Source organism: Pseudomonas sp. PGPR N4 (assembly GCF_059693665.1).
Window position 1 is genome coordinate 269,853 of record NZ_JCAUKV010000004.1, and the last position, 26,097, is coordinate 295,949.

Annotated in this window: 22 protein-coding genes; 2 read left to right on the plus strand and 20 right to left on the minus strand. The window is 59.0% G+C overall.

Translation table 11 applies throughout. From position 1 onward, the window contains the following. Positions 1-30: 30 nt before the first annotated feature. Complete coding sequence (gene dibA / locus AC58X1_RS17960; protein ID WP_497429248.1) at positions 31-1,926, minus strand: phosphodiesterase DibA; 1,896 nt, start codon at positions 1,924-1,926, stop codon at positions 31-33. A gap of 145 nt (positions 1,927-2,071) precedes the next feature. Between dibA and desA the strand changes: the two genes are divergently transcribed. Continuing rightward, a complete protein-coding gene (desA, locus tag AC58X1_RS17965) occupies positions 2,072-3,253 on the plus strand; it encodes a delta-9 fatty acid desaturase DesA (protein WP_101322580.1) in 1,182 nt (393 codons plus the stop codon). Between the two features lie 139 nt (positions 3,254-3,392). Next, positions 3,393-4,370 (plus strand): GGDEF domain-containing protein, encoded by a 978-nt coding sequence (locus tag AC58X1_RS17970; protein WP_101322581.1) that lies wholly within the window; start codon positions 3,393-3,395, stop codon positions 4,368-4,370. Here the strand turns inward: AC58X1_RS17970 and AC58X1_RS17975 are convergent. The 19 genes from AC58X1_RS17975 to AC58X1_RS18065 form a co-directional block, all read right to left on the minus strand. Further along, positions 4,357-4,572, minus strand: a complete 216-nt coding sequence (locus AC58X1_RS17975) for a DUF3077 domain-containing protein (protein WP_150573685.1) — start codon at positions 4,570-4,572, stop codon at positions 4,357-4,359. The two genes, AC58X1_RS17970 and AC58X1_RS17975, sit on opposite strands and share 14 nt — an antisense overlap. A gap of 188 nt (positions 4,573-4,760) precedes the next feature. Next, positions 4,761-5,000, minus strand: a complete 240-nt coding sequence (locus AC58X1_RS17980; RefSeq protein WP_497429249.1) for a hypothetical protein — start codon at positions 4,998-5,000, stop codon at positions 4,761-4,763. A gap of 510 nt (positions 5,001-5,510) precedes the next feature. After that, a complete protein-coding gene (locus AC58X1_RS17985) occupies positions 5,511-6,128 on the minus strand; it encodes a GAD-like domain-containing protein (protein WP_150573679.1) in 618 nt (205 codons plus the stop codon). Positions 6,129-6,381: 253 nt separating this feature from the next. Further along, positions 6,382-6,972, minus strand: coding sequence for a GAD-like domain-containing protein (locus AC58X1_RS17990; protein WP_497429250.1), 591 nt, complete (start codon positions 6,970-6,972; stop codon positions 6,382-6,384). Between the two features lie 73 nt (positions 6,973-7,045). Continuing rightward, positions 7,046-7,378 carry a hypothetical protein gene (locus AC58X1_RS17995; protein WP_497429251.1) on the minus strand — a complete coding sequence of 111 codons (333 nt, stop codon included), beginning with the start codon at positions 7,376-7,378 and terminating at the stop codon, positions 7,046-7,048. A 176-nt stretch (positions 7,379-7,554) separates the two neighbouring features. Continuing rightward, positions 7,555-8,433 carry a hypothetical protein gene (locus AC58X1_RS18000; protein ID WP_497429252.1) on the minus strand — a complete coding sequence of 293 codons (879 nt, stop codon included), beginning with the start codon at positions 8,431-8,433 and terminating at the stop codon, positions 7,555-7,557. 310 nt (positions 8,434-8,743) lie between these two features. After that, on the minus strand, positions 8,744-9,307 hold the full coding sequence (locus AC58X1_RS18005) for a hypothetical protein (RefSeq protein WP_497429253.1): 564 nt from the start codon (positions 9,305-9,307) through the stop codon (positions 8,744-8,746). After that, entirely contained in the window at positions 9,304-9,699 is a 396-nt protein-coding gene (locus AC58X1_RS18010) for a hypothetical protein (protein WP_497429254.1), read from the minus strand. Before AC58X1_RS18010 ends, AC58X1_RS18005 begins: the two co-directional genes overlap by 4 nt. Before the next feature lie 209 nt (positions 9,700-9,908). Beyond that, positions 9,909-10,250, minus strand: a complete 342-nt coding sequence (locus AC58X1_RS18015; protein ID WP_497429255.1) for a hypothetical protein — start codon at positions 10,248-10,250, stop codon at positions 9,909-9,911. Between the two features lie 130 nt (positions 10,251-10,380). Next, positions 10,381-10,692 carry a hypothetical protein gene (locus AC58X1_RS18020; RefSeq protein ID WP_497429256.1) on the minus strand — a complete coding sequence of 104 codons (312 nt, stop codon included), beginning with the start codon at positions 10,690-10,692 and terminating at the stop codon, positions 10,381-10,383. Beyond that, a complete protein-coding gene (locus tag AC58X1_RS18025) occupies positions 10,692-11,675 on the minus strand; it encodes a DNA/RNA non-specific endonuclease (protein ID WP_497429257.1) in 984 nt (327 codons plus the stop codon). The genes AC58X1_RS18020 and AC58X1_RS18025 overlap by 1 nt, the downstream gene beginning before the upstream one ends. Before the next feature lie 361 nt (positions 11,676-12,036). Beyond that, positions 12,037-12,414 (minus strand): hypothetical protein, encoded by a 378-nt coding sequence (locus AC58X1_RS18030; RefSeq protein ID WP_308813523.1) that lies wholly within the window; start codon positions 12,412-12,414, stop codon positions 12,037-12,039. After that, positions 12,411-13,481 (minus strand): HNH endonuclease, encoded by a 1,071-nt coding sequence (locus tag AC58X1_RS18035; RefSeq protein ID WP_223176017.1) that lies wholly within the window; start codon positions 13,479-13,481, stop codon positions 12,411-12,413. Before AC58X1_RS18035 ends, AC58X1_RS18030 begins: the two co-directional genes overlap by 4 nt. 218 nt (positions 13,482-13,699) lie before the next feature. Continuing rightward, positions 13,700-13,942 carry a hypothetical protein gene (locus AC58X1_RS18040; protein WP_497429258.1) on the minus strand — a complete coding sequence of 81 codons (243 nt, stop codon included), beginning with the start codon at positions 13,940-13,942 and terminating at the stop codon, positions 13,700-13,702. Between the two features lie 206 nt (positions 13,943-14,148). After that, on the minus strand, positions 14,149-15,027 hold the full coding sequence (locus AC58X1_RS18045; protein ID WP_497429259.1) for a PoNe immunity protein domain-containing protein: 879 nt from the start codon (positions 15,025-15,027) through the stop codon (positions 14,149-14,151). Positions 15,028-15,166: 139 nt separating this feature from the next. Beyond that, on the minus strand, positions 15,167-15,544 hold the full coding sequence (locus AC58X1_RS18050) for a hypothetical protein (RefSeq protein ID WP_497429260.1): 378 nt from the start codon (positions 15,542-15,544) through the stop codon (positions 15,167-15,169). Positions 15,545-15,561: 17 nt separating this feature from the next. Continuing rightward, complete coding sequence (locus AC58X1_RS18055; RefSeq protein ID WP_497429261.1) at positions 15,562-15,858, minus strand: hypothetical protein; 297 nt, start codon at positions 15,856-15,858, stop codon at positions 15,562-15,564. A gap of 154 nt (positions 15,859-16,012) precedes the next feature. Then, entirely contained in the window at positions 16,013-16,708 is a 696-nt protein-coding gene (locus tag AC58X1_RS18060; protein ID WP_497429284.1) for a hypothetical protein, read from the minus strand. Positions 16,709-16,986: 278 nt separating this feature from the next. After that, a complete protein-coding gene (locus tag AC58X1_RS18065; RefSeq protein ID WP_497429262.1) occupies positions 16,987-26,097 on the minus strand; it encodes a two-partner secretion domain-containing protein in 9,111 nt (3,036 codons plus the stop codon).

Below are 26,097 nucleotides of genomic sequence, written 5' to 3' on the forward strand. Positions count from 1 at the left end.
CGATAGGGCTGCAAAGCAGCCCCAAAAATCTCACCCCCACCCCAGATCCGCAGCGGGCACCGGCCGCCCAAACCAGTAGCCCTGCCCTAACTGACACTCCTGCGCCAACAAGAACAGCGCCTGCTCCGCCTGTTCGACCCCTTCGGCATGCACCTGCATGCCCATGCTCCGGGCCAGGGCGATGATCACCCGTACAATCGCCACATCATCCTCATCCTGCGGCAACCCCGAAACAAACCCCTTGTCGATCTTCAGCTTCTGCACCGGCAAGCGCTTGAGCCGCAGCAACGACGAATAGCCCGTACCGAAATCATCGATGGCCAGGCGCAAGCCCAGCTCGCGCAAGCGATGCAGCTGCTCCAGCGCCACCTCCGGGTCTTCCATCACCGCGCTTTCGGTCACTTCCAACTCCAGCAGCGCCGGGTTCAGGCCGGTGTCGTGCAGCACCTTAGCCACCTGCAGATACAAATCCCGCTGAGCAAACAGCCGGCTGGAGATATTCACCGCAATGAAGTCCAGCAACTGCCCCGCGGCCTGCCATTCGACCATCTGCCGACACGCCTGGCGCAGCACCCAGCCATCGATCTCGGCAATCAGCCCGCTGGCCTCGGCAATCGGGATGAACTCACCCGGCGGCACCAGCCCGCGCTCGGGGTGCTGCCAGCGCACCAGCGCTTCAACTCCAACCATCTTGCCGCTGGCCAGGTCATGCACCGGCTGGAAGAACAGCCGCAGTTCCTCCTGCTCCAGTGCCCGGCGCAGCTCGGTGGCAATTTCCACCCGCTGCTGGGCATGCGCAGTCAGCTCTTCGGTGTACAACGCATAACCACCGCGACCGTTGCTCTTGGCCTTGAACAGCGCGGCATCGGCATTGCGCAGCAGCTGCGCGGCGCTGAGGGCATCGCTGGGGAACAGGCTGATGCCCACGCTCACCCCAATGAACAGGCTGTGCCCCTCGCAACTGAACGGCTCGCGCATCTGCTCGATCAGCGTCTGCGCCAGGGTTGCCGCCTGGCCGACCTGCTGGCAGTTCTCCAGCAGCACGGCGAATTCGTCGCCGCCGAGGCGGGCCAAGGTCAAGCCCTTGTCCAAGGCCGCACGCAGGCGTTCGCCAACCAGTTTGAGCAATTGGTCGCCAACCGGGTGGCCAAGGCCATCGTTGATGCTTTGAAAGTGATCCAGGTCGAGCAGCAACAGCGCACAGCCGCGCTTGTGGCTCTGCGCCGCGGCCAGGGCCTGCTCGGCGCGATCATTGAACAGCAGCCGGTTGGGCAAGCCGGTCAGCGGGTCGTGGTGGGCGAGGTAAGCCAGCTCCTGCTCGGAATGCTTGATCGCACTGATGTCGCTGAATACCGCCACGTAATGGCTGAGCTCGCCGCTGTCGTCGCGTACGGCGCAAATCGTCTGCCATTGCGGGTAGATTTCGCCGCTTTTGCGCCGGTTCCAGATCTCGCCGCTCCACTGCCCCTGCTCGCGCAAGGTGGCGTAGATCTGCTGATAGAAGTCCGCCCCATGACGCCCCGACTTGAACTTGCTCGGGCGCTGGCCGAGCACTTCGTCCTGCTGATAGCCGGTAATACGCATGAACGCGCGGTTAACGTGCACGATCAGGCCCTGCCGGTCCGTCACCAGCACGCCCTCCAGGGTGCTGTCGAACACCGCCGCCGCCATGCGCAGGCGCTCGCGGTCCTCACTGCGCAGGCGCGCGCCGATACCGATGAAGTTGAGCAGGCGCGCCCGTGAGATAAAAATCACCAGCGCACTGAGCAACACCCATACCAGCACATTGATGCAGCGCCCCAGGTACAGCGCCAGCGGATCATCGGACAACTGTTGCAACAGCTGCTCACTGAGCACCAGCCACAGGATCGATAACACCACGTACAGCGCGGCCATGCGCAAGGCGTCGCGAACAGAACCAGTCATGTCGGGTACTAATGCCCTTAAAAAAAATTGGGGCATTATAGGGCCCGAAACATGTCTTGATGCATTCCCGCTCTGGTTTTATTTCCCGGTCAATGGATAATGCAAAGCGCAGTTCCCCCCCGCGTTTCCGAGGGCTTTTACATTTATGTGGTACTACGGCTTACTCGACCTGTCGGCCTGGCAACTGGTCGCGGTCACCCTGCTGATGACCCACGTGACCATCATCAGCGTCACGATCTACCTGCATCGCTATTCGGCGCACCGCTCGCTTGAGCTGAACGCCGGCCTCAAACACTTCTTCCGCTTCTGGCTGTGGTTGACCACGGCGCAGAACACCCGCGAGTGGACCGCCATCCACCGCAAACACCACGCCAAGTGCGAAACCGTCGATGACCCGCACAGCCCGGTCATCAAAGGCCTGAGCACCGTGCTGCGCAAAGGCGCCGAGCTTTACCGCGAAGAGGCGCAAAACCCCGAAACCCTGCGCATCTACGGCAAGAACTGCCCGGATGACTGGATCGAGCGCAACCTCTACTCGCGCTACAAGCTGGGCGGCATTGCCTTGATGGCAGTGCTCGACCTGCTGCTGTTCGGCACCATCGGCATCACCATCTGGGCGATCCAGATGATGTGGATCCCGTTCTGGGCCGCAGGCGTGGTCAACGGCCTTGGCCATGCCGTTGGCTACCGCAACTTCGAGTGCCGCGACGCCGCCACCAACCTGGTGCCGTGGGGCATCATCATTGGCGGCGAAGAGCTGCACAATAATCACCACACCTACCCCAACTCGGCCAAGCTGTCGGTCAAGCGCTGGGAGTTCGACATGGGCTGGGCGTGGATACGGGTGCTGAGCCTGCTGCGCCTGGCCAAGGTGCAACGGGTCGCGCCAATCGCCCACCGCGTCGAGGGCAAGGCCAGCCTGGACATGGACACGGCCATGGCGATCCTCAACAACCGCTTCCAGATCATGGCCCAGTACCGCAAGCTGGTCATCGCGCCGCTGGTCAAGCAGGAGCTGGATGTGGTCGATGCCTCGCTGCGCCACCGCTTCCGCCGCGCCAAGCGCCTGCTCTCGCGGGAAACCAGCCTGCTGCAGGACCGCCACCACGTGCGGATCGAGTCGATGCTCGCCCACAGCCAGGCGCTCAAGACCATCTACGAAAAGCGCCTGGCGCTGCAGCAGATCTGGGCGCGAACCAGCGCCAATGGCCACGACATGCTCGCCGCCATGAAAGACTGGGTCCACGAAGCCGAGGCCAGCGGCATCCAATCGCTGCGCGATTTCGCCAGCCAGCTGAAAACCTACTCGCTGCGCCCAACCGCCTGATCTCCGTTGATCGGCATGCCCTGTTCTGGGGCGTGCCGAGCGGAACTTCACCCCACCTCCTTACTCAAATCCGGCACATCGCCCGCGTGGCGGGCCGGATCGTGGCCGCACGCCCTCAGCCGAGAATCGCTCCGTGCACATGGCCAAACACATACAGCCCCGCGACCCGCCACCTGCCGCTGCGCAAACCCTGCTCGCGCTGTTTCATGCGCAAGGTGAAGTGGCGCGCCTGAGCGAGCGCGAGCAGCTGTTCAGTTCCCTGCTCGAAACCGTCAACGCAGTGCTCTGGGCGTTCGACTGGAAAACCCGCCAGGTGCTCTATGTCAGCCCCGCCTTCGAGCGCATCTTCGGCCGCCAGGTCAGCCGGGTGCTGGCGGACTTCAACGAATGGCGCGACAGCATCTACCCCGACGACCTCGAGTACGCCGAGCGCAGCCTGGCCCAGGTGCTGCTGCAGGGCGCTGTAGAAGACCGCGAGTACCGCATCATCAATGCCGCCGGCGAAATCCGCTGGTTGAGCGACAAGTGCTATATCAACCAGCAGCAGAACGGCGACCGCGTGATCGTGGTCGGCATCGCCGAAGACATCACCGAAAAGAAGCAGCTCGAAGGCGAACTGCAGCGTCTGGCCACCACCGACGTGCTGACCCAAAGCAGCAACCGCCGGCACTTCTTCGAGTGCGCCAACCAAGCCTTTACCGCCGCCCGCGAAGACGGCACGCCGTTGTCGTTTCTGCTGCTCGACATCGATGACTTCAAGCTGATCAACGACACCTACGGCCACCAGCAAGGTGACGAGGTGCTGCAGCACATCGCCGACAGCGGCAAGGCCGTACTGCGCCGCGGCGATGTGTTCGGGCGGATTGGTGGTGAAGAGTTTGCTGCGGTGTTCCCCGGCTGCGAGGCCGAGGTCGCCGAGCAGATCGCCGAACGCCTGCAGCGCGAGATCCAGCGCCTGAGCTTCAGCCATGGTCAGGAACGGTTCGGCGTGACCATCAGCCAGGGCCTGACCAGCCTGCACGACGACGACCTCAGCCTGGACAGCCTGTTCGCCCGTGCTGACGCGGCGATGTATCAGGCCAAGCGTCTGGGCAAGAATCAGATTATTTGCGGCTGACCAGAGCCTTGCGCAGTCCCAACTCCATATCGTCGATCAGTGCTTTGGCCAAACCGCTGAGAATGCGCGCCGCACTCCCCGCCTGCCGGTCATTTTCCATCTCTGCCTCGGTGGTCAGATGGCGGATGCAACCGAGCATGACCGACAACTCCGAGAACGCATGCTCGAACGGCACATCGCCCTGCACGGCAAACAACGCCAGACATTGATCTTGCGCGCCCTCCTGTAGGAGCGGCCTTGCGTCGCGAAAGGCCCGCGAAGCGGGCCCGGCGATATCAGCGGCGGAGCTGAAATCTGGGGCCGCTACGCGACCCTTTCGCGACACAAGGCCGCTCCTACACAGATCGCAGCACATGCTTTCAGCGTTGGTGGATTGAGTGGGTTCGTCCGTCATGGCGCCACCTGCTTGGCCACGGCGTGGTCGATCAAGGCCCGCATCAGCTGGTTGAGGATATCGACGTTTTCCAGCAGGTAACGGTCGACGCCGATGGGCTCGGTGCCGAGGTAAGCTTCGAGGGTGCGGTTCATGCAGTCCATCAACTTGGAAACCTGGGTGAGAGCCTCTTCACGGCTCAGGTCGCTGATGACTGAGAAATAGGAAATTGGGGGGTCGGGGACCAGCTTCTTCATAGTGAAACTCCTATATCGAAACAAGGAGCTACCACCTTCGACTTTCTCACAGGTTAGGGTGGCAACCGTACGCGAGGTGAGAAACCACGGATATAGGAACGCGGTCAGACCGAAGTCTGCTCGCGCACGGCTGCCATAACGGAGGCACTATATCGCGGGGTTCTCACACCCCGGCCGTCAAGCTTGACGACACAACGACGTTATCCCTGAGGCATTTCCCCGACAACAGAGCTGCTTCCGCAAGTCGCGTAGGATAATTCCCAAGCTACCCCGATTAGAAGCATTTGGTTTCAAGTTCGGAAACGTCTTACGCAAACACCCGCAAATCTATCGTGTAGGAGCGGCCTTGTGTCGCGAAAGGCCCGCGAAGCGGGCCCAGCGATATCAGCGGCGAAGCTGAGATCTGGGGCCGCTGCGCAGCCCTTTCCAACCGGTCCGGCGCCCCGGCAAGGCCGCTCCTACAGAGACCGCACACTACCCGGTACCAACACTAGGCTGCATGCCACCAACTCAGCCATGACTAAGCTGATGCAAAATCATCAGATGAACATTCACGTCCAATTTCTGTAGGTTTTCGATCCGCGCTTGACCGCCCGCACTCAGCGCTGGCACGAATCCGTACATCTCGGATTCGCTGAGCGGCCCTAGCCTTTGCACCGCACGCTCGAAAAGATAGTTTTCTTCGATATCTTCGAAATCAAAATCATCAGGCTCGGCCATGGCAAAGAAAACACCTAAACTCCGATCTGGATCGGGATTCAGCGTGTGAACCTCACCTTTCATGGCCAGTACCCAATTGTCCGCGCAAGAGACGGTGACCTTGCGGTGATAGCGCTGGCCCCACAGGTAGAACGTGCCAAAGCCCGTGCGGCCGATTACGTGATAATCATCGATATCTGCCAGCTGGCTACGTTTGATCCACTCGCGCAACAGCGGCGTGTACTCATCCGGATCAACCGTCCAGAAACGACCGCCGGCATAACCCGCCCAACCCTCTTGCTGCCAATAGGCCAGCAAACGATCAGGCAAAACGCCGCGATATTTGTCGATGCTCGAAGCCGGCACCTCACGCCGCGAGGTGGCCTCGCCCATATTGTCGATGAACAGCTCGAGGTATTCGTCTCTCATGATGTAAGCGTCCTTGGCCTTACCATCCAAAATCGCATTCTAGACGTTTGCACCCCGCGTACTACGCTCTTGCGCGGTCTGTGTAGGAGCGGCCTTGTGTCGCGAAAGGCCCGCAGAGCGGGCCCAGCGATATCAGCGGCGAAGCTGAGATCTGGGGCCGCTACGCGACCCTTTCCGACCGGTCCGACGCCCCGGCAAGGTCGCTCCTACAGGGGCCGCGCATCATCTGGTATCAGTATTCCCAGCCATCACCTCACCGACGCAACTGATCCAGAATCATCAGCTGCTCAACCATCTTCACCTTCACCATATGCTCAAGGTCAGCCTTGCCGCCGATGCACAGCGCCGGCTCGAAGGCATACATTTCGTCCTCGGCAACCGTCCCCAACTTGGCAAGTGCACGCTGGAACAGCGGCTTGCCTTGGTTATCATCAAAGTCCAGGCTGTCACGACTGGTAGAACCGAGGAAAATGCCGAGGCTGCGGTCTGGTTGCGGGTTAGGTTTTCGCAGCTGATTCTTCAGCGCAACGATACCGCCAGCCAAACTAGACACCGTGATCTTGCGCTGATAACGCTCGCCCCAGGCATACAGCGAACCGAAGGCATCCCTGGCAATCACGTGGTAATTGTCGATCTCCGCCAGGCCGCTGCCTTGCAACCACTTATCCAGCGTGGCCTTGTACGCATCCGGGTCTACGATCCAGAACAAGCCATCAGCGAAAGAACACCAGCCTTCTTCGCGCCAGTAGCCCAGCAATGCAGGCGGCAGTTTTGACTGGTATTTGTCGATGCTCGCTGCAGGCACCTCACGACGTGAGGTGGCTTCACCAAGGTTGTCGATCATTGACTGGAAAAACTCATCCCGCACCGATTAAGCCCCTTGATCCGTTTGCAGATGACGTACCGGCCGCCACCCATCATTCGTATTTGAAGTCTGCCGCAAACTTGCCGGTCTGTAGATCCAGCTTGATCATGCAGCCTGACCACGGTTTGCCTTGCTCGAACAAATTGTTGCCAGCGAAATACGCCCGCAACTTTATCAAGAAGAGGCGGATGTCGTGATCAACCCGCGCAGGTTCAGGCACGAACCACTGCGGCTCACTCCCCTCGGCCTGATAGTCATAAAACAGCTTGGCGTGGTCGCCGGTCGGCGACAGCTCTACCTCAACAGAAACCCACTGAGCCTGCCGGGGCGCGATCGCCGAGAGTATTTCACCCAAGCCCTGGTAAATTCCCTGATCTGTACTCATAAGCCCCCAGAGTGTTCGCTACGTTTCGACCCACTGCCTGCTGGCAAAGTCCGGATGACTCTTCTCCCTAGTCACCAATTCGACTCTGACAAAGACGGCACCTCACCGTAGTCCGGTCTTCCCTTGCGCGTTTGAGCGCACCTTGCAACCAGGCGTGGACCGGTCCTTACCTATCCTCAGCGCCGAAAAACCTGGTCCAAAGGCCGGTAGGCCGCCTCAACCTTTACAGAGACTTCATCAGGCTTGAAAGTAAGATTCTCCAATGCAGCCACTTCAACAGATAACAAGGGATGAGCAACTGTGGGTGACTTCAACCCGCACTGTTGGCGAACCTTAAAAATTGCAAAAACCTCCAAAGGCAGCAAATCAAATGGTGGGTTTTTGAACTCCGGGTCCCAAGCCCCGCCCTTATCTTCGGCGTTAGCCAAGTGATATTGGCACACCGCGTCCAGTACACCGGCAAGCCTTTGCTCATCTGCCCAACAGTCTATCACTTCCTGGTAAATGCCGAGATCCATAGACTCAATCAGGGCAGGTGTGCTCCCACCCGAATAGACGGAATAGAGCCACAGCATGAAAGGCTCGAATCGACGCTCTTTCAGATAGGCGGGATCAACAGCTCCATCAACAGTTAACATGCCGACAAGCACGTCGGCAACCGACTCCGCTAGATCATGCCTATCCGCAGCAATGAAACCTGCAAGTAAGCAACCTGCATTGCTCAACTGATTGGTCAGATTCGGGGCGTTTCTAATGCCTTGAAGAAATCTCGTATTAGAAAAGGTCTTGGCTCTGAGCATGAGCACCCAATAGCGGTACACCATCGCGCGGGATACTTCCTCCCAGCCAGAAATATCACCGGCATAAATAGAAACCTGTCCCTGTATACCGTGACAAACTGCAAGCATCCCCAGTGAATCAGACGCATTGCCCAAACCCTCCAAGGAGTCACGGGCAAGATCTTCTTCAAGGTACTCAAGCTCTTGAGCCACCATCCCATCAGACTGAGACAGCCATTGGCGATGCTGCTCAAGGATTCTTTCTATTTTTTTCATTCTGGTGCGTCCTATCAGTCAATTACGCGCCCAAGGTGAGACCCGCAATACTTCATCCTGCCGCAGCTCTGGCTGCTGGCGGCCGCACCGGCGCAGGCGAGGATGCCGTGTAGGGCGGCGTGCACTGGCGTGTCTTCGACCAAGGTGCCGTCGGCTTGTCATTGAACCCGTGCTGAACATCAGAAAGTTGATATGCGCTCTCTACTCTTTTCCTGGCGTTGGCTGAGTTAGCAGATATCTTGAGTCTTACAGGCCGGCGTAGAGGGTGCCAGATCAGGTCTGAGACTTTTACATTATGTACCTGCAGGCCTCATTCCTGAATTACACAAATAGCTGTAATGAGCTGGTTCGGCTGGTCCTCCAGAGGTGTCCCCCACCCCGTAACTTCAATGACTCCATAATCACGGCCGGTATAAAACCACTCCTCGGCCTCATCAAACTCCAGGTTAGTGAATGGCAAAATGTCAGACACATGACTTCCTAGGCCTATACACCCTGACAAAAGCCCCTTGTAAACAAATTTGTGTGCAGGCTCGCATGGAAAGCTAAAATCATAAACCTTAATTGCGCAAATCCTGTCGTTACGTATAAGAATAGATAATGCAGGAACCCCTTGCCTTAACTCGCCGACGACTTCACCCTCAAAAACTGAAAAAGAATAACCACCATTACCGCACTCATCCAAACCATACCCGCTCAAACGAAGATCTGGCGACCCTTCAAAGCTATACCGCGAAGAGTTCTCATCAGTCAAATATCTCGAAAGCATCGCCTCCAAACCAACAACACTGGCATGCAACGGTATTCCTGCAAGTGATACACCAGGAATAATGGGAGCATCCCAAACTACAGAAAAACTATCGAGCGATATCATTTGGAAATCCACGCATTGGTGGCAGGGTTAAATTTCACTTCCTGACCCTGCGGATTAAAGTATGTCGTATTTGCATCATAAATGGGCTTAGAGGGCCCCTGGAATGTCGGCCTGTAGGTCGCAGGATCAATAACCTTAGCCTTGCTACCATCAAAGTACGTAACTTTATAGTACTCACCCACATGAGTTGACTTGACCGATGCATCAACTGTAGATGGGCTATATTGAATCTCTTTGATGCCAGTTGTGCCACCTTCAACTTTGTACACCTGCGCATTGCCAGATGATCCAGCTCTCGGCGGCACATATGTGAGCTTGGCACCATATATTTTGAACGACTGATCAATATCATCTATGGATTTCCCCCAAATATTAGCCGGAGCTTCCACCATATGTCGAGAGATTCAGCCCTGCGCGGCAAGGTATTCCCGCAGTCCTACCGTTACTGGTATGGAATCCGCGCCAGCGATGGGCACAGACAGATTTGAACTGAGCGTACCGCATTGCTTTTTTCTTAAGGAGGCTTGTGATCTTTTTCACCAACGTAATCTGCTGTAGCAATATAGAGAATTTCCGCCGGCACGCGTTCCAGGTGCCAGTCCTAATTGAAGTCATAGGAATTCTTCTGGCTCTCTTTACCGGTTTGCCAAGTGTGGCGGTCACACGCGGCCAGCAGGCAGGGCATCAGGTCGTCGGAGCTAGACGCGCGCCACTTGGCCAACAAGGCTTCGTAGATGGGTTCGTCATAAGCATAAGCAGGCCATTGATGCGAGACATCGCCCACCCAATCGGCAAACACACGCAGCATGAAAGGCTGAGCGCGGCGGTGCCGCTCTTCGTACTCGATTACCAACTGATGCCTGCGAATAAGCGCCGCATGGGTGAGATAGCCCTGATGGATGACGGCAGGCTTCCAACCCAAAATCGCCATTGCGCCCATCATGTTAGTATCGGTTTGGATGCTGTAATTTTGTTGGCATCTGTCATTACCTACGGCTTTAGCCAAACCGTCAAATTGCCCCGCCCAAAAAAACAACTGCCCAATGCCTACTGAGCTAGTAGTATTCCGCCAATTATTTCTCGCCATACGTGAACTTTGTTTTTACTTGCTCACCCTTTTTGTAAGACAACACAAAGGATCTCCAAGGTTCACCTCTGGACTCGGCGTTTGCCCGAAGCCTCCTTATTAGATCAGACAATAAATCTTCATCAACTTCCATTTTGGCGTTTTTGATAGTGGCGCCATCTTTATGCAAGACCACCCCGTAATCAACATAACCATCACCAACCTCTACATCAAAGCCAAACGAATCATACTCCTCAAATATATTGGAACTAATATTCGAAAAAATCTGTTTAATTAACTCAAAGTCATCAGCAATCATCAAATGTGCTCTGGCATACTATGGGCTTCATTTTTGAACTCCCTACGCCTAGGAGCTCCGTCGATTGTATACGTAACACGTAGCATATCAGGTCGTGGCGAGTCTGGACTAGACCTAACGAATTTGATAGTGATCGGCCCTACTATTTGCTTGGGATCATCAAGCGCCTTTTTAATAACGTTTTCGTAGAATTTCCGATAAGCAGATACATTGAAATTTTTGTCCTGTGGAAAAAGATTGTATCCGTCACATGTGCCACCTTGGCTACATGCTTGCGCATGGCCACCGACGTCGGTATCGCGCCCCTGCTTTCCTGCCTCCGCTTGCCTTGAATCACGCTTTACCTTGACGTCGACTGGGGTAAACGTAAGCTCGTCGACCTGACCCGCGCTATTGGTTGTAAAGGAGTTACCATTATCGAGTTCATAGCGAGTATTCGCTGCCCTAGCGCTTGGATTGTTTAGAATCTCGAACTCCGGCGTAACTTTTACGGCGCCAGCTGAGTTTACCTTGACTACAGGAAGCTCGCCGTGAGGGTTGATCACCTTGGGATCAGCCCCCCCTTCCACCTTGCCAGCAGGCTTGGGCAGCGAAGCTGAGAAGTCTCCTGCATTCTCGACCGCCTGACCATTGTGGGTCACGGTCGACGGCGAGCCGTAGCCCCCGCCAGCAACAGCTCCATCAACAGTTGACATGCCGACAAGCACATCGGCAACCGACTCCGCTAGATCATGCATATCCGCAGCAATGAAACCTGCAAGTAGGCAACCTGCATTGCTCAACTGATTGGTCAGATTCGGGGCGCTTCTAATACCTTGAAGAAATCTCGTATTAGAAAAAGTCTTGGCTCTGAGCATGAGCACCCAATAGCGGTACACCATCGCGCGGGATACTTCCTCCCAGCCAGAAACATCACCGGCATAAATAGAAACCTCTCCCTGTATACCGTGACAAACGGCAAGCATCCCCAAGGCATCAGACACATTGGCCAAACCCTCCAAGGATTCACAGGCAAGATCTTCTTCAAGGTACCTAAGCTCTTAAGCCACCATCCCATCCGATTGAGACAGCCAGTGGCGGTGCTGCTCAAGATTTCTTTCTATTTTTTTCATTCTGGTACGCCCCATCAGTCGATTACGCGCCCAAGGTGAGACCCGCAATACTTCGTACCCGAAGCAGAGGTCTACTGTCTGACCTAGTCCTTGAGCTACCCACCAACATCCCCAGACTGATCGGCCATCGACCGGATAGCACGACTTCGCAGAATTATCGCTATCGTGCTTGCCACCATCCGGCCCCACAACCAGCTTTGACTAACTCACGTAGAGGTTTTCTCAATCCAGCCTAAAATTTGATGAAGGGAAAAACCTCTCTGAATAAATTTTCAATGCGCGGAGAGGCCTCAAGGTGGATAAGCGCTTCGTTGGTGGTCACAGGCATATCATAAGGTTTGAAACCTCGACGGGCGGCGATACCGTATAGTGCATACTCGTCACCTTCTGCATGCTCCCAATGAGGTACGTAGCCAATCACCTTATAAATCTTAAAGATCTCATCTTGAAAATCCATCAAATCATATAAATAACTTGGGGCATTATTTAGCGCCAAGGCTTGAGCGCTCCAGACATTTAGCTCATCCCTGCTGATAGCAGTGCAAAATAGACATGTAATCACAAAACCCAACAACTCGTCATTAAAACTATGCGGATCAATACCGTTCACTTCCCACCCCCCATGGCTTCGCCACCAATATGTCCAGTTTTCTGATGAATTAGCTCGGGAACTAGTTGCATTCGCCCGCTATCCTGATGATGATGCCACGTATATCCATCAATTTTCTTCGCACCAGCATTAATTTGCTCTAGCTGCTTAACAGTAAAGCCTGATGGGTTAACTTGGCCTTGCCGTATTGCACTTGCTAAATCTTTACTTGCAAGCTTCATCTGCCCCTCGTAACTCGCCGATTTAAACGCGTCAATCGGGAGACGTGTGTCAAATGCTGTCATATCATCAAATATAGGAAAACCCTTGTTATCGAATACGACGCCCGTCACCGGATGGCGCTGCCCTGCAAGATGTACGTTACGACCATCGATGGGAGGAACTGTAGTGGAGACAACGTTATCACGGCCATAAATGGACTCTAGCTCCGCCCTGGTGGTTTGCGAGTTGTAGGGCGCTTGGGAACCTTGCGCCTTTGCGTCGACAGCACCTTCCGTCTTACCCGCAGGCTTAGACAGCGAAGCTGAGAAGTCTCCTGCATTTTCGACCGCGTGACCATTATGGGTCACGGTCGATGGCGAGTCATAACCCCCGCCAGGTTTCACGCTGTAATCGCCTTTACCCGCCTTCCACTCGAGATTCTTCACAACCTGCCGTTCAGCCATCTGCTCAAGCTTTTCAGTACTCAGCTTGATCCCGACCGTAGCCAGCTTGACGCTGCCTTTGGCAACCCCGCCAACCCCGGTGACAAGGCCGCCAACGTCCCACACCAGTTCGCCAATGTCGTATCCCAACTGCTCGGCATTGGCTTCACCGCCGACAGTAAGCGCGTTCTCGATGCGGGCGACCTTGGCTTTGATGTTCTGTTTGAACTCTTCCGGATACCCGGCCAGCACGCTCGGATCGTCGATCAAGCCACCGATAGCCTTGACCGTCTCGACCGGCTGCAAAAGCATCTGGGCCAGCCCCGTGATGTCGTCAAAGCCGGCCTTGCCCAAGCTTTGGCCAACGCCACTCTGGGTCAACAGGTCCTGCTTCTTGCTGATATAGGCCCACTTGGCCAGCACCTTGAGTTAAGGCGCGAAAAATCATGCTGAAAAATGGCGTATTGGGCAGATAGACTGTAGGTCGTCAGGGGGGCGCATAAGGGGTGCAACTTGCCTGCAGAAAGGGTGCAGATAGGGTGCAGATAGGGTGCAAATAGGGTGCAAATAGGGTGCAAATAGGGTGCAAAAATACCCTATATTCAGCCTAAGCTTCTACATGTAAACCTGCTGCTTAATTTTCAAGGATAAATAAAGTCTATACTTATTTTAGCTTTAACTAAATCCAAGGTCACCTCACAGCCACACCACGCTGACAGGCCCGCTGTAAGTTTATTCTCAACATACCAACTGCGCAACTCTGTTAAAAGGTCTAACATATCTGTATTGGCTCGCCCGCCTGCCGTGAACCAGGCAACATTACCTTGTTCATCAATGTAGTCATACTCACAGCTATCTAGCTCTTGGGATAACTGTGCGCGCATTATAATTTTACAGGCTCCGCTGGGAGCAATTTCAAATAAAATGCCCCAATGTCATTGTAGATATCATCATCACTACGCATCAATTTCCACCCGGTGAGTTTTTAAATACAATCTCTTTAGGACGAGCGTCGCCTATTGAATACTCCACATTAAAGCTATCTGGCCGAACACTTTTACCAGAATAGACAGGCTCAATTTTCCGGTCCCTACCCATCCTCAGCGCCGAAAAGCCTGGCCCAAAACCCGCGCTTTTCGCTGCTATCCTTGGCCACCACCATCACCTCTGCAGCGGGCTCCAGCAGGTCGCGCGGGTAATGCTCGTGGCCACGGCACAGCGAATCGTCCAGACCGAACGCCTTGACGGCAGCAGCCGCCTCAATACACCAGCGGCCAAAGTAAGCACCACCTGCGAAATTCTCGTCGCCATAGCGGTACCAGTAAGGATGCTTGAAGGGCGCTGCTTGCTTCTTAGTCCCCGAACGAGCAGCGCTGCCAACTTCGGCATACCAATGCGCGACAAATCCCTGAAGGAGCGCGCCTTGCTGGCCAGGAGGCGCATCGACAGCTGCAAGCAACCGAGCATACGGTTTGGGGTAAAGCAGCACAGTACCGATCCGACGTTGCGGGGACCGGGTAGCGATAACGCGGTCGAGCAAAATGTCCTCGCCCTCATTGTCGATCAGCGCCAACAGACGCAGCCACTGCTCGTCGGGGATATCGAGCGTCAACGCCAAGCCGACGAGCCAGAAACACACAATGTAATGATCGTAGTTGACCGCCCACAGGGTGCGGCTTGTCACCTGCTGCGCAGTCCACTGCTCCGCGCCCAAGTGCTGTGATCGCTCCCAGGCGTCAAGCAAACCCGGAAAGTACCCTGCCAGCTCTGCCACCGGCAGGCCCGCAGAATAGCGACGCAGCATCTGATGCCAATGATCCTGGGCCAACTCGAACAGATACTGGGGCGCATAACTCGGGTCGCCGAATGGACGACTTGCAGTGTCCCAGCCGAGGGTGATGGATTCGTCACCAAAAGCGACCCATTCTGACCAATAGGCCGGATCACCCAACGGCGCGCGCTTGCTCATCATTTGCTCCCTAATAATCTGGAAGTGGCCGTCGGGTCCTTTCGCTCCCAGCCATCACCTCACCGACGCAACTGCTCCAGAATCATCAGGTGCGCATCCATGTTCTACTTAAATCGCCTAGAGCTTGTTTCGACCCAGCTTAAAATTTGATGAAGGTAAAGACCTCTCTGAATAAATTTTCAATGCGCGGAGAAGCGCCGAGGTGGGTAAGCGCTTCGCGGGTGGTAATAGGCATGTCATAAGGTTTGAAACCTCGACGAACAGCGATACCGTATAGAGCGTATTCGTCGCTATCTGAATGCTCCCAATGAGGCACGTAGCCAATCACCTTATAGACCTTAAAAATCTCATCTTGAAAACCCATCAGATCATATAGGCAACTTGGCGCATTATTTAGCGACAATGCTTGAGCGCACCATATGTTGAGCTCATCTTTGCTGATAGCAGTGCAGAACAAACATGCAGTAACAAAAGCCAGCAGAACATCATTGAAACCATCAACTTTAATAGCATTCACACCCCACCCCATGGCCTTTAGCCGAAGAAATTTCTGTAGGCCGCCTCAACCTTTACAGAGACTTCATCAGGCTTGAAAGTAAGATTCTCCAATGCAGCCACATCAACAGATAACAAGGGATGAGCAACTGCAGGCGACTTCAACCCGCACTGTTGGCGAACCTTAAAAATTGCAAAAACCTCCAAAGGCAGCAAATCAAATGGTGGGCAGGCGTATGAGCTAGGACCATAGCTTTTTAAGCTCTTTAACGTGCTTACAAGCTGTGCCTGATCAACGTCAATGATTACGTGACCATTTTCGGCTTCGAGCTTCATATACCTCACCTTCATCGCACGTAAAATGTTGTAGCGCTTTGGAGGATCCCCTCTTAGCCGTCCTTAGCTGACCATTGATGATCGCAACGAGGTGGCGGTCGCAACCATCCACACCTGCTTTGTTGACGGAGTCGACAATAACTTCTTCCCCGATTCAACGTCGCAACTCTGGCAAAGACAGCACCTCATCGTACTGTGGCCAATCTTCTCTTGCGCGGTTGAGCACACCTTGCATCAACTCGTCAAATTCAGGCACTGGCTGCTCGGGCGGCAGCTGGTCAAAGGGCGCAGCCATCAGTGGATGATCAATCTGCTGGGGATTGGCCAAGCCTTCCCATTGGCGTAGACGCAGTAAGTAGAGGATTTCTACCGGAACGCGCTCCATGTGCCAATCCTGATTGAAATCGTAGGAGTTCTTCTGGCTGTCTCTGCCGGTCTGCCAGGTGTGGCGGTCACAAGCAGCGAGCAGGCCGGGCAACAAATCCTCGGGGTTGGGAGTGCGCCAGTTGGCCAGAAGAGCTTCGTAGATGGGTTCGTCATAAGCATAGGCCGGCCACTGGTGTGAAACATCGCCTACCCAATCGGCAAACACACGCAGCATGAAGGCTTGAGCGCGGCGGTGCTGCTCTTCGTACTCGATAACCAACTGATGTCCGCGATTAAGCGCCGCGTGCGTTAGATAGCCCTGATAAATGACGGCATCCTTCCAGCCCAAAATAGCCATCGCTCCCATCATGCTTGCAGCGGTTTGGATGCTGTAGTTTTGTTGGCGGATATGGTTACCGGGGTGTTGATCGTACTCGTGCGCCCAAAAATACAATTGCCAAATACCTACTTGGTAGTAGCGCATCCAGCGAGCCAATTCTTGCAGCCACTGCGGGTTGCTTGGAGCAGTTGCAAGTACTGTATAAAGTCTACCCCGCGCCATTCTTTCCGGGGTAGTAGTTGTCGCATTACTTTTATTCGGAACCATCCTTGAGCCACTAGGCCTTGCATCCTCGCGGGTGACGTATTCACGTATCGCGTTGGCATAAAACGCGTCCTCAACATGCGGTGCGCTTGCGATGCGAGCACATACGCTCTTGTAGGAGGGCCATTTCGGGTTCACACCCGCGCGTTCAACTTTAGTTATTTTTTGATCCATGGTTCCACCTTAATTTCTGCTAGACCTGTTTTACCTGGTGCGGGCAAACCGACTTTAACAGTAACGCCTTGGACTTTGACTCCATCGCTTTGCATCGCTAGTTCCAAGTCTCCAGCCAGCGCAGGATCGGATCGGGTTATCGAACCATTATCCAACCACCCTCTCAATCTCGTCGCCGGATCCCCATGCGGCGTGCGTGCTCCACTCACGCCGTTCACAGAAGATTTTGCATCCATCACCACCACTGTGATCGTATCGCCATTGATCGCAACCGCGCAGCCATCGCAGCCGTGGTTGCTGCTGTTTTGCAGAGGTTTGAAATTGAGGCCGGTTTTCTCGTTAAGGGTTTGCAGGGCCAGTTGCTCGCCAAGTTTGCCATCATTCACCAGAGAGCCGGTCTTCGGATTGGGAAGATGTGACAATGGGATGCTTTCAAACGTTTGACCAAATAGGTCGTCAATCGAGCTGAACTTGGGCGGGCTGATTGCATCAGGGGTAACCTGCCCCGGTTCTTTGGCGCCAGGACCAGCTTCCACCTTGCCAGCAGGCTTGGTCAGCGAAGCAGTGAAATCCCCAGCATTATCCACCGCCTGACCATTGAAGTTCACGGTCGTTGGCGCGCCAGAGCTGCTGCCAGGTTTGGGGCTGTAAACGCCATCGACCGCCTTCCACTCGGCGTTCTTCACGACCTGCCGTGCAGCCATCTGCTCAAGCTTGTCGGTACCCAGCTTGATACCCACCGAGGCCAGCTTGACGCTGCCTTTGGCAACCCCGCCAACCCCGGTGACAAGGCCACCAACGTCCCACACCAGTTCGCCAATGTCGTAGCCCATCTGCTCGGCGTTGGCGTCACCGCCGACGGTAAGCGCGTTCTCGATGCGGGCGACCTTGGCTTTGAGGTTTTGTTTGACCTCTTCCGGGTAGCCGGCCAAGGCGCTCGGGTCGTCGATCAGGCCGCCGATGGCCTTCACCGTCTCGATCGGGTGCAGAAGCATCTGCGCCAGCCCCGAGATATCGTCAAATCCGGCCTTGATCAAGCCTTGGCCAACGCCACTCTGGGTCAGCAGGTCCTGCTTCTTGCTGATATACGCCCACTTGGCCAGCACCTTGAGTTCATCAATGCGCCCTTCAGCTTCTTTGAGCTCCTTGCGCGCCTGGACGTACTGCTGAGTCGCCAACCAGTTGTTATCCACAGCCCCCGAGGCCGCCGCGGTAGCGGTGGCGGCATCGAGGCTGGTGGTGGCGGCGATGCCGGTGACCAGGCTGACGATGAGGTTGCGCTTGGCTTCGCGCTGGCTTTCGGTTTCGGTCGGGCTGGCTTCGGAGAACAGCCCGGTGAGCAGGCTCGACGCCGCCGCGCCGGCCGCGCCACTGCCGCAGCTCTGGCTGCTGGCGGCCGCACCGGCGCAGGCGAGGATGCCGTGCAGGGCAGCGTGCATCGGCGTGCCTTCGACCAGGGTGCCGTCGGCGACCAGGTCACCGAGGTAACCGGCGCCTTGCTGCTGCACGTAGTTGACGACCATGCCTTGCATGAACGCGCCGTTGCCGGCACTGATGTTGCCGCTTGCTGCGGCAACCAGCGCGGTGGTGATCTGCCGGTAGGTGCCGCCGGCGCCCCAGTTGCCGGCCACGCCATCCGCTTCGTTGCGCAGCCTGATGGCCTGGTCGCGCAGGGCCTGGCTGAGCTCGGCGTCGCTGGTTTCGAGGGCCTTGGCATCGGCTGCATCGGCCGCGTTGCGCTTGGCGTCGACTTCCTTGGCCTTGTTGGCGAGCAGGGTGCCGGCCTCGTTGGCAAAGGCGTTGACGATCTCGAAGCCGGCGCGGATCTGCTCTTCGTCGAAGATCGGCTTGAGCGCGTTGGTGTTGTCGCGGTCACTGGAGACATCGCGATTGAGCCCGGCGAGGGTCTCGTCGACGCTCTGGCCGGTGCGCTCGCGCTGGGCAGCGGCGTCGGTGATGAGGATGCTGCCGCCACTGATGCCGCTGCGGGTCACGCTGCTGGCGCTGTCGCTGGCACTGATGGCAATCGGCAGGCTGGCGCCGATCTGTTTGTCGTTGGTGGGGATCTCGGTGCCGGGGGTAATCGCGCCGCCGGTCTGCACCTTGCCGTCCTGGGACTTGCCGATCTCGCTGTAGCCGCCGCCGATGCTGAAGGTGCTGGCGTCGTACTCGGCTTTGTTGCGGATGTCGCTGGTGGTCAGGCTGGCGGTTTCGAGGCGGTTCTTGCCGTCGGCCACAGCCTTGTCGCTGCTGGCGATGACCGCGCCTTTGAGGTCGGTGTTGCCGCCGACGCGGATGTCGAAGCCGCCGTCGCCGGCCTTGATCCCGGACTGCTCGGTAACGCTGGCAAAGTCCGAGTCCATGTCGGTGCCGCCGAGGTTGGCGCTGCCGCCGCTGACCGTGCTCATGCCGTAGCAGAACGGCGGGATGCACAGGCTGATGCCGACACCCATGCTCTTCTCGTCGACCTTGAAGGTGTCGGTGTCTTGCAGGCTCTCGATGTTGAGGTCGCCGCCAACGTCTGCCAGCACCTGACGGCCACTGACCACGGCGCCGCGCAGGTTGGTGTCACCGCCGGAGACCAGCGTGGTGGTGTTGCCTGCGGCGATCTGGGTGTTGGTGTGGGTCAGGGTGTCGCCATCGGCGTCGCCGCGGTTGCCGCTGACGCCCAGGTCGAGGGTGAAGCCGTTGCGCGAGCCGCCCAGCGACAGGCCGATGCCGACACTTGCGCTCATGCCTTTGCTGTCGCTGTCCTGCTTGCTGGTGTTCTGCGCGGCGAGCAGGTCGATGTTGCCGTCGGCGGCGAGGGTGGCGTTGTTGCCGGCGCGCACCTCGCTGCCCTGGACGAGAATGTTGCTGTCGCTGCCCGCACCGGTGGCGCGCAGACGCACGTCGTTGCCGGCAATGATGGTCGAGCCGGCAGCGGCGTCGCTTTGCTGCACGGTGGTGCTCTGTTGCTGCTTGGTGCCCAGCGACAGGCTGATGTTGATCCCGCCGGCAGCGCCCGGGTCCTGGGCGACTGCAGTGGCGGCGTTGTTGACCGCCAGTGCGGTGGTGGCCGCAGCCAGCGCCTGCATGCGGCCGTCTTCGGTCTTGCTCGACGCCTGCTGCATCTGCTGGGTGGTCTGGATCGCGCTGATCACCGGGTTGGTGATGGTCACGGTGAAGCCGGTCTGCTTGAACAGCGTCTCGCGGGTGCGCTCGCTGGTCTCGCGGGCTTCGGTGATGGCGATCTGTTGAGCGAGGATGTCGACGTCGCCTTTCGGCGCGACCACATCACTGCCGACCTGGCGGTACTGGCGCCCGGCTTCGATCATGACATCGCCTTCGGTGCTGCCGATGGTGCTGGCGCGGGCGGTTTCACGGGTGGTGAGGTCTTTGACGCTCTGCTGCTGGGTGCCCATGGTCAGGGCGATGCCGCCGCCGCTGAACAGGCCGCTCTTTTTCTCCGACTTGTCGTGGCGTTCGCTGCTGCTTTCGGTGGCCGCTTCGATGTTCACATCGCGCTCGGCGACCAGCACCGTCTGCTGTGTCGAGACCACGTCGCTGCCGCGCACGCTGATATCGCGGCCGGCCTGCAGGTAGGTCTGCTCGCCGCTCAAGGTGGTGCCGCTGGCCTGGGTCTGGCTGACGGTGTCGCGCAAGGTGGTGGTCTTGCTCGACAGCATGCCGTTGCTGCCCTTGAACTTGTGCGCTTCGTCGGCGAACTGGTACTGCTCGGCGGCCGTCAGGTTGATGTCGCGGCGCGCTTCGGCAAGGACCATGCCTTGGTCACTGGTGACCGTGGCGCCGCGGGCGTTGAGGTCCTGGCCGGCGGTGATGCGCAGGTCACCGTTGGTTTGCACGGTGCTGCCGACTTCGCCGCGGCTGGCTTCGTTGCGCCAGTTGCTGGCATCCCAGCGGATCGCCTGCTGCGAACTTTCGCTGACGGTGCCGAGGTTGACGTCGCGCCCGGCCTGCAACTGGGTAGCGCCGCCCTGGCCGGCGTTGACCACCTGGCTGCCTTGCAGGTTGAGGTCATTGCCGGCGGCGACTTTCATGCTGCCGCCATCACCGCTGACAAACAGCCCGGCGACCCGCGACAGGTTGCTGCGGGTGCCTTGCTCGCTGCTGCTGTCGCGGCTCAGCGAGCGGCTGTTGATGTCCTGCCCGGCGTCGATGGCGAGGCTGTCGGTGGCGCCGATCAGGCCGCCAAGGTTGTTCAGGTTGTCGCGGGTCTGCAGGGCGACGTTGTTGCCCTGGATGCGGCCACCGAGGTTGTCGATGTTCTGCGCGGTCAGCGCGACCACGCTGCGCCCGCCGAGGCTGCCGCTGTTGATCAGGTCGCCAGACAGGTCGAGCTTGAGCTGCTGGCCGGCGATCAGCGCGCCATTGCCGTTGATGTCGCCCTCTTGCACGCGCACGTAGACCTGCGGCACCAGTACCTTGCGCGATTCGCCGTTGGCCAGGGTGACGTTGCGCTCGACCAGCCAGACGATGTCGCTGGTCAGCTGGGCCATCTGCTCGGCGCTCAAAGCAACACCCGGCACCAGGTTCCAGTCGCTGGCCAGGGTCACGGCGTTGTCGATCAGAGCGCGGTACTGCGCTTCGTCGTTGGCAAAGCCGTCGAGGAAGCGCCGGCCGGTGAGCTGGGCGATCTGCTCGCGGATCAGCTTCTGCTCGTAGAAGCCGTCGCCAAGGCGTTGCTGAGTCTGCGCCGGGTCGAACTGCAGGCGCTCGAGCATGTAGTCCGACGACAGCCATTTGCGGTAGCTGGTAAAGCGCGCGTCGGTCTCGATCAGGTAGTTACTGGTGCCTGCGGGGTTGGTCTGGAACAGGCTGTTGTTGGGCAGCGCCAGGTTCAGGCCGCCGGTGCGCACCTGGTCGGCAATGCCCTGGCCGTCGTTGAGCTTGACCTCAACTACGGCGCCGACTCGGTACTGCTCGCCAACCTCGGCGTTGACTGCACCAACCGTAGCCACCTGCTGGCCGACCTGGAGCAGCTCGCGACCGCTCAGCTGAGTGCCGCTGCCGTTGACCACGGCGTACTGGCCGTACTCGGTGGGCGTCAGGTCGATGTCCTGGATCAGCGGCGCCGGGCGGTAATCGGTGATCCTGCGGCCCTGGCTGTCACGGCCCTTGCGCTGGATGCGGTAGAAGTTGGTCGCGGTGCCGGCATCGGTGGTCACCCGCTGGCCGTCCACCTCGGTGTTGATCACTTGCGCGGCGCCGGCCTGGAGCAAGCCACCGGCCAGAATCCGGCTCTTGTCGTTGAGTACGCTGTCGCCGCTGAAGGTCAGGTTGCCGCCGGCCAGAATCTGCCCAGGCGCTGAGCTGGCGATACGGGTTTCGACCACGCTGCGGGTGTAGTCGTAGCGATTGAAGTTGTCGCGCACGCCATCCGGGGCGACCAGATGATCGACTTCGTCGCGGTAGACCGAGACCTGATCAGGGCGGTAGCGGTTGGGCGAGCCGGTGATCTGGAATTCCTGCAACTGCTCGCGGCTGACTTCTACGTCGACGGTGCTGAAGTGTTCGTTGGTGTTGCGCAGCTCGCGGATGTTCAGGCTCATGGCGCCCAGCGATTCGACCGTGGCGCTGGCGTTGGCCAGCAGGTCGGCGCGGCCGCTGGCCTGATCGTTGCCATCCAGCGTGCCGCCGATGGCGAGGTCGCCGGCACTGAAAATCAGCGCCTGCTCGCGGTTGTCGATGCGCTGGCTGCCGATGTCCAGCCGCTCACGGGCGGCGATGACCGCCGCCGGGCCTGCTTCGTCGAGGTTGGCCAGGGTGCGGCTGGCGATGGCCAGACGGTCGCCGTAAATGCGCCCGGTGCCAAGGTTGAACAGCTCATCGGCTTGCAGGCGCACCTGCTGACCGTCGATCAGGCCGCGGTTGTGCAGTTGGCCGTTGACCCGCAGGTCGACCTGGGTGGCGGCCATTTCGCCGCTGGCGGCGTTGTCCAGCGCCTGACCGCGCACGATCAGCGCTTGCCCGGCGAGCAGTTTGCCGCTGTTGTACAGGGCCCCGCCGATATCGATATCGACCTTGCCGTTGGCTTGCACCTGGCCGCCGAGGCTGAGGTTGCCCTGCTGGCGCAGGATCAGGTCACCGAGGCTGAGCAGGCGGCCACTGCCGCTGAAGTACGCCGCATTGAGCGACAGCAGGCTGCCGCCGAGCAAGGTGCCACTGCCGTTGTCGACGGCCAGGCGGTTCTGCGCCGGGTCGCGATCGGCCAGGCGCAATTCGCTGCCAGCCGAGATCAGGCCGGCGTCGTTGTACAGCGCCTGGGCCAGGCCGAGGTCGATGCCGGCGTCAGCGCGCAGGGCGCCTTGCTGGTTTTCCAGAGTGTCCGCGCGCAGCAGCAGCGACTGGCCTTCGATGCCTTGCTCGTTGCCCTGGCTGGTGCGGTTGTCGAGCTGCGCGGTGGTCAGTCGGGTTTGCCCAGCGCTGCGCAGCAGTCCGCCGCGGTTGTCGATGCGCTCGTTCTGTTCAACGATCAACGCACCTTTGGCCTGCACCTTGCCGCCCTGGTTGTCGAGGCGATTACCGAGCAACTGCACCTGGCTTTCGCCGGCGATCTGGCCCTGATTGTTGAGGGTGGTGGCTGCCAGCAGCAGGTTGCCCTTGGCGCCGATAAAGCCCTGCTGGTTATCCAGTTGCGCGCTGTGCAGCTCGACTTCGGCCTGGCCGACGATGCCTCTGTCAGCGCCTGAGGCGCTGTTGTGCAGGGCGGCGCTGCCGGTGTCGACGAACAGCCGGCCACCGGCCTGGATCAGCCCGCCGCTGTTGTGCAGCTCGCCGCTGCGCAGGTCGAGCCTGGCCTGTGCATCGAGGGTGCCGCCGTTGTTGTTGACGCTTTGCCCACGGCTGTCGAGCAGCAGCTCGCGGCCACTGATCACGCCCTGGCTGTTGTTCAGGCCAAGCGCGCCGAGTTGAATATCGCCAGCCGCTTCGAGGCGCCCGCCCTGGTTCTGCAGCTGACCGTTGCTGACTTCGACGAACAGCCCGGCCTCGACCGAGCCGAGGGTGCCGCCGCTGTTGTCGAGCTGGCCGGCAATCACTTGCATGGCCTGGGTCGCGGCGAGGGTGCCGGCGATGTTGCTGAGGCTGTCGGCGTTCAGGTTGAGGGTATTGCCGGCGCTGAGCGTGCCGCCGTCGTTGAGCACTTCGCCGGCAGTGACGGTCATGGCGCCGCCAGCAGCCAGGGTGCCGCCACGGTTGTCCAGGCGCTGCGCGTCGCGCACTTGCAGAGTGCCGCCGTGGGTGGCGATCACGGTGCCGCCGCTGGTGTCCAGGTCACGGCTGTCGAGCAACACTTGCCGGCCTTGGGTCTGGCCGTTGGCAAGCTGGGCCTTTTGCGCGCTGATCTGCAGGGCGCCATTACTGGCCAGGGTGCCGCCGTTACCGTCGATTTCGCTGGCGCGGACGTCGAGTTTGCCGCTACCAGCGTGCTCGACCTTGCCTTTGCGGTTGGCCAGGGTGCCTGCGTCGAGGCTGAGCTCGCGGGCGTTGCTGGCGATGCGGCCGTCGCTGTTGTCGAGCTGGCCGGCGACTTTGATGAGGCTTGCTGCGGTGCCGGTCTGGACCAGTTCGCCGCCGTTGTTCGAGAGCTTGTCGGCGCTGACCTGCAGGTTGCCGACATTGACCTTGGCGCTGTCGCTGCGCACGGTTGCGCTGGCTTTGGCGTCGAGGCGGCCAGCGCTGTCGATGGTGCTCGAGCTGAGGTCAAGGTCGCCGTTGTTGGCGGTCAGGTTGAGGTTGCCGGCGTAGCTGCGGCTGTGGCTGAGGTCGACCGTGTCGCCTTGCAGATCAAGGGCGCCGCTGGCGTGGTTCTGGCCGCGGGCGGCAATCTGCTTAGCCTTGACCGTGAGCGTAGCGTTGCCGCTGGAAGTACCTTGGGCGTCAACGCCGGCTGCCAGCAGCGAGTCGCGGCTGCTGTCGAGTTTGGCCGCGTCGATGTTCAGATTGCCCTGAGCGGCCAGCTCGCCGGTGTTGGTGACAGTGCCCTGGCTGCTGGCGTGCAGGTCGCCTTTGGCGTACAGGCTGCCGCTGTTGTCCACTGCCGTGGCACTGGCTACGCGGGTCGCCCCAGCACTGCTGATGGCGCCCTGATTGAGCAGCTTGCCGTCGGCGCTGATCACCACGTCACCGGCCATGGCGCCGATCTGCCCGGCGTTGCGTACGCCAACCCCGGCCTCGGTACCGACCAGCTTGATCTTGCCGGCGTACATGCCGCCCAGCTCGGCGACGTCGATGGCCACCTCGGGCTGGGCGCTGTCGTCCTTGGCCAGGGCGGTGGCCTGGGTATTGTCGGCGTTGACCTGATTACGCCCGGTGGTGACCTTGAGGTCGTTGGCCCAGATCCCGGCGTTGACCTCGACGCTGCGCGCGATCAGGTCGGTGTAGTCGCTGTCGCGGGCATCCAGGCCCTTGCCGGTAATGCTCAGGGTGCCGCCTTCGACGCGGTAGCCGGTGATGCGCCCGTTCTCCATCTGCGCGCGGCCGGTGGTCAGGGTCGAGCGGTCGGCATTGATGAAGCCGCAGCCGTCACACGTGATCCCGGCCGGGTTGGCGATGACCACTTCGGCGCGCTGGCCGGCGACTTCGACATAGCCACGCAACTGGCTCGGGTTGCTCGAATTGACTTCGTTGAGGATGACCTTGGCACTGCCCCGGCCAAGGTACGGGTTGCCCTCGATCCAGCCGCCCAGCTGGGTTTTGCTGTTGCCGACCGCGTTGTTGAGGATCGCGCCACGGCCGTCGACGTCGAACTGGCTGTAGTTGTTGCGCGACACCCCGCCGGCGCTCGGCGCGCGGATGTTGACCTGCGGCGTGCCGTTGGCGCTGTTGATCACCATCGGCTGCTGCCCGCTGGGCGCGCCACGGTCGGCGACGATGCCAGCGGCCCAGGCCGGGGCCACGCTGAGGCTGATCAGCCCAAGCGCGCCCATCAGGGCGTAGCGCAGGCCGTTGAGGCTGGCGACGCAGGGCTTGGCCACCACGCCGCTGCCACTGCTGACGCCGGGCGCCTTGCCGGCGCTGCTGACGGTTTCGGCGACGACCATGAGCAGGCCGCGCGCCTTGTTGAAGATGATGCGATACAGATGCTTGTTCAT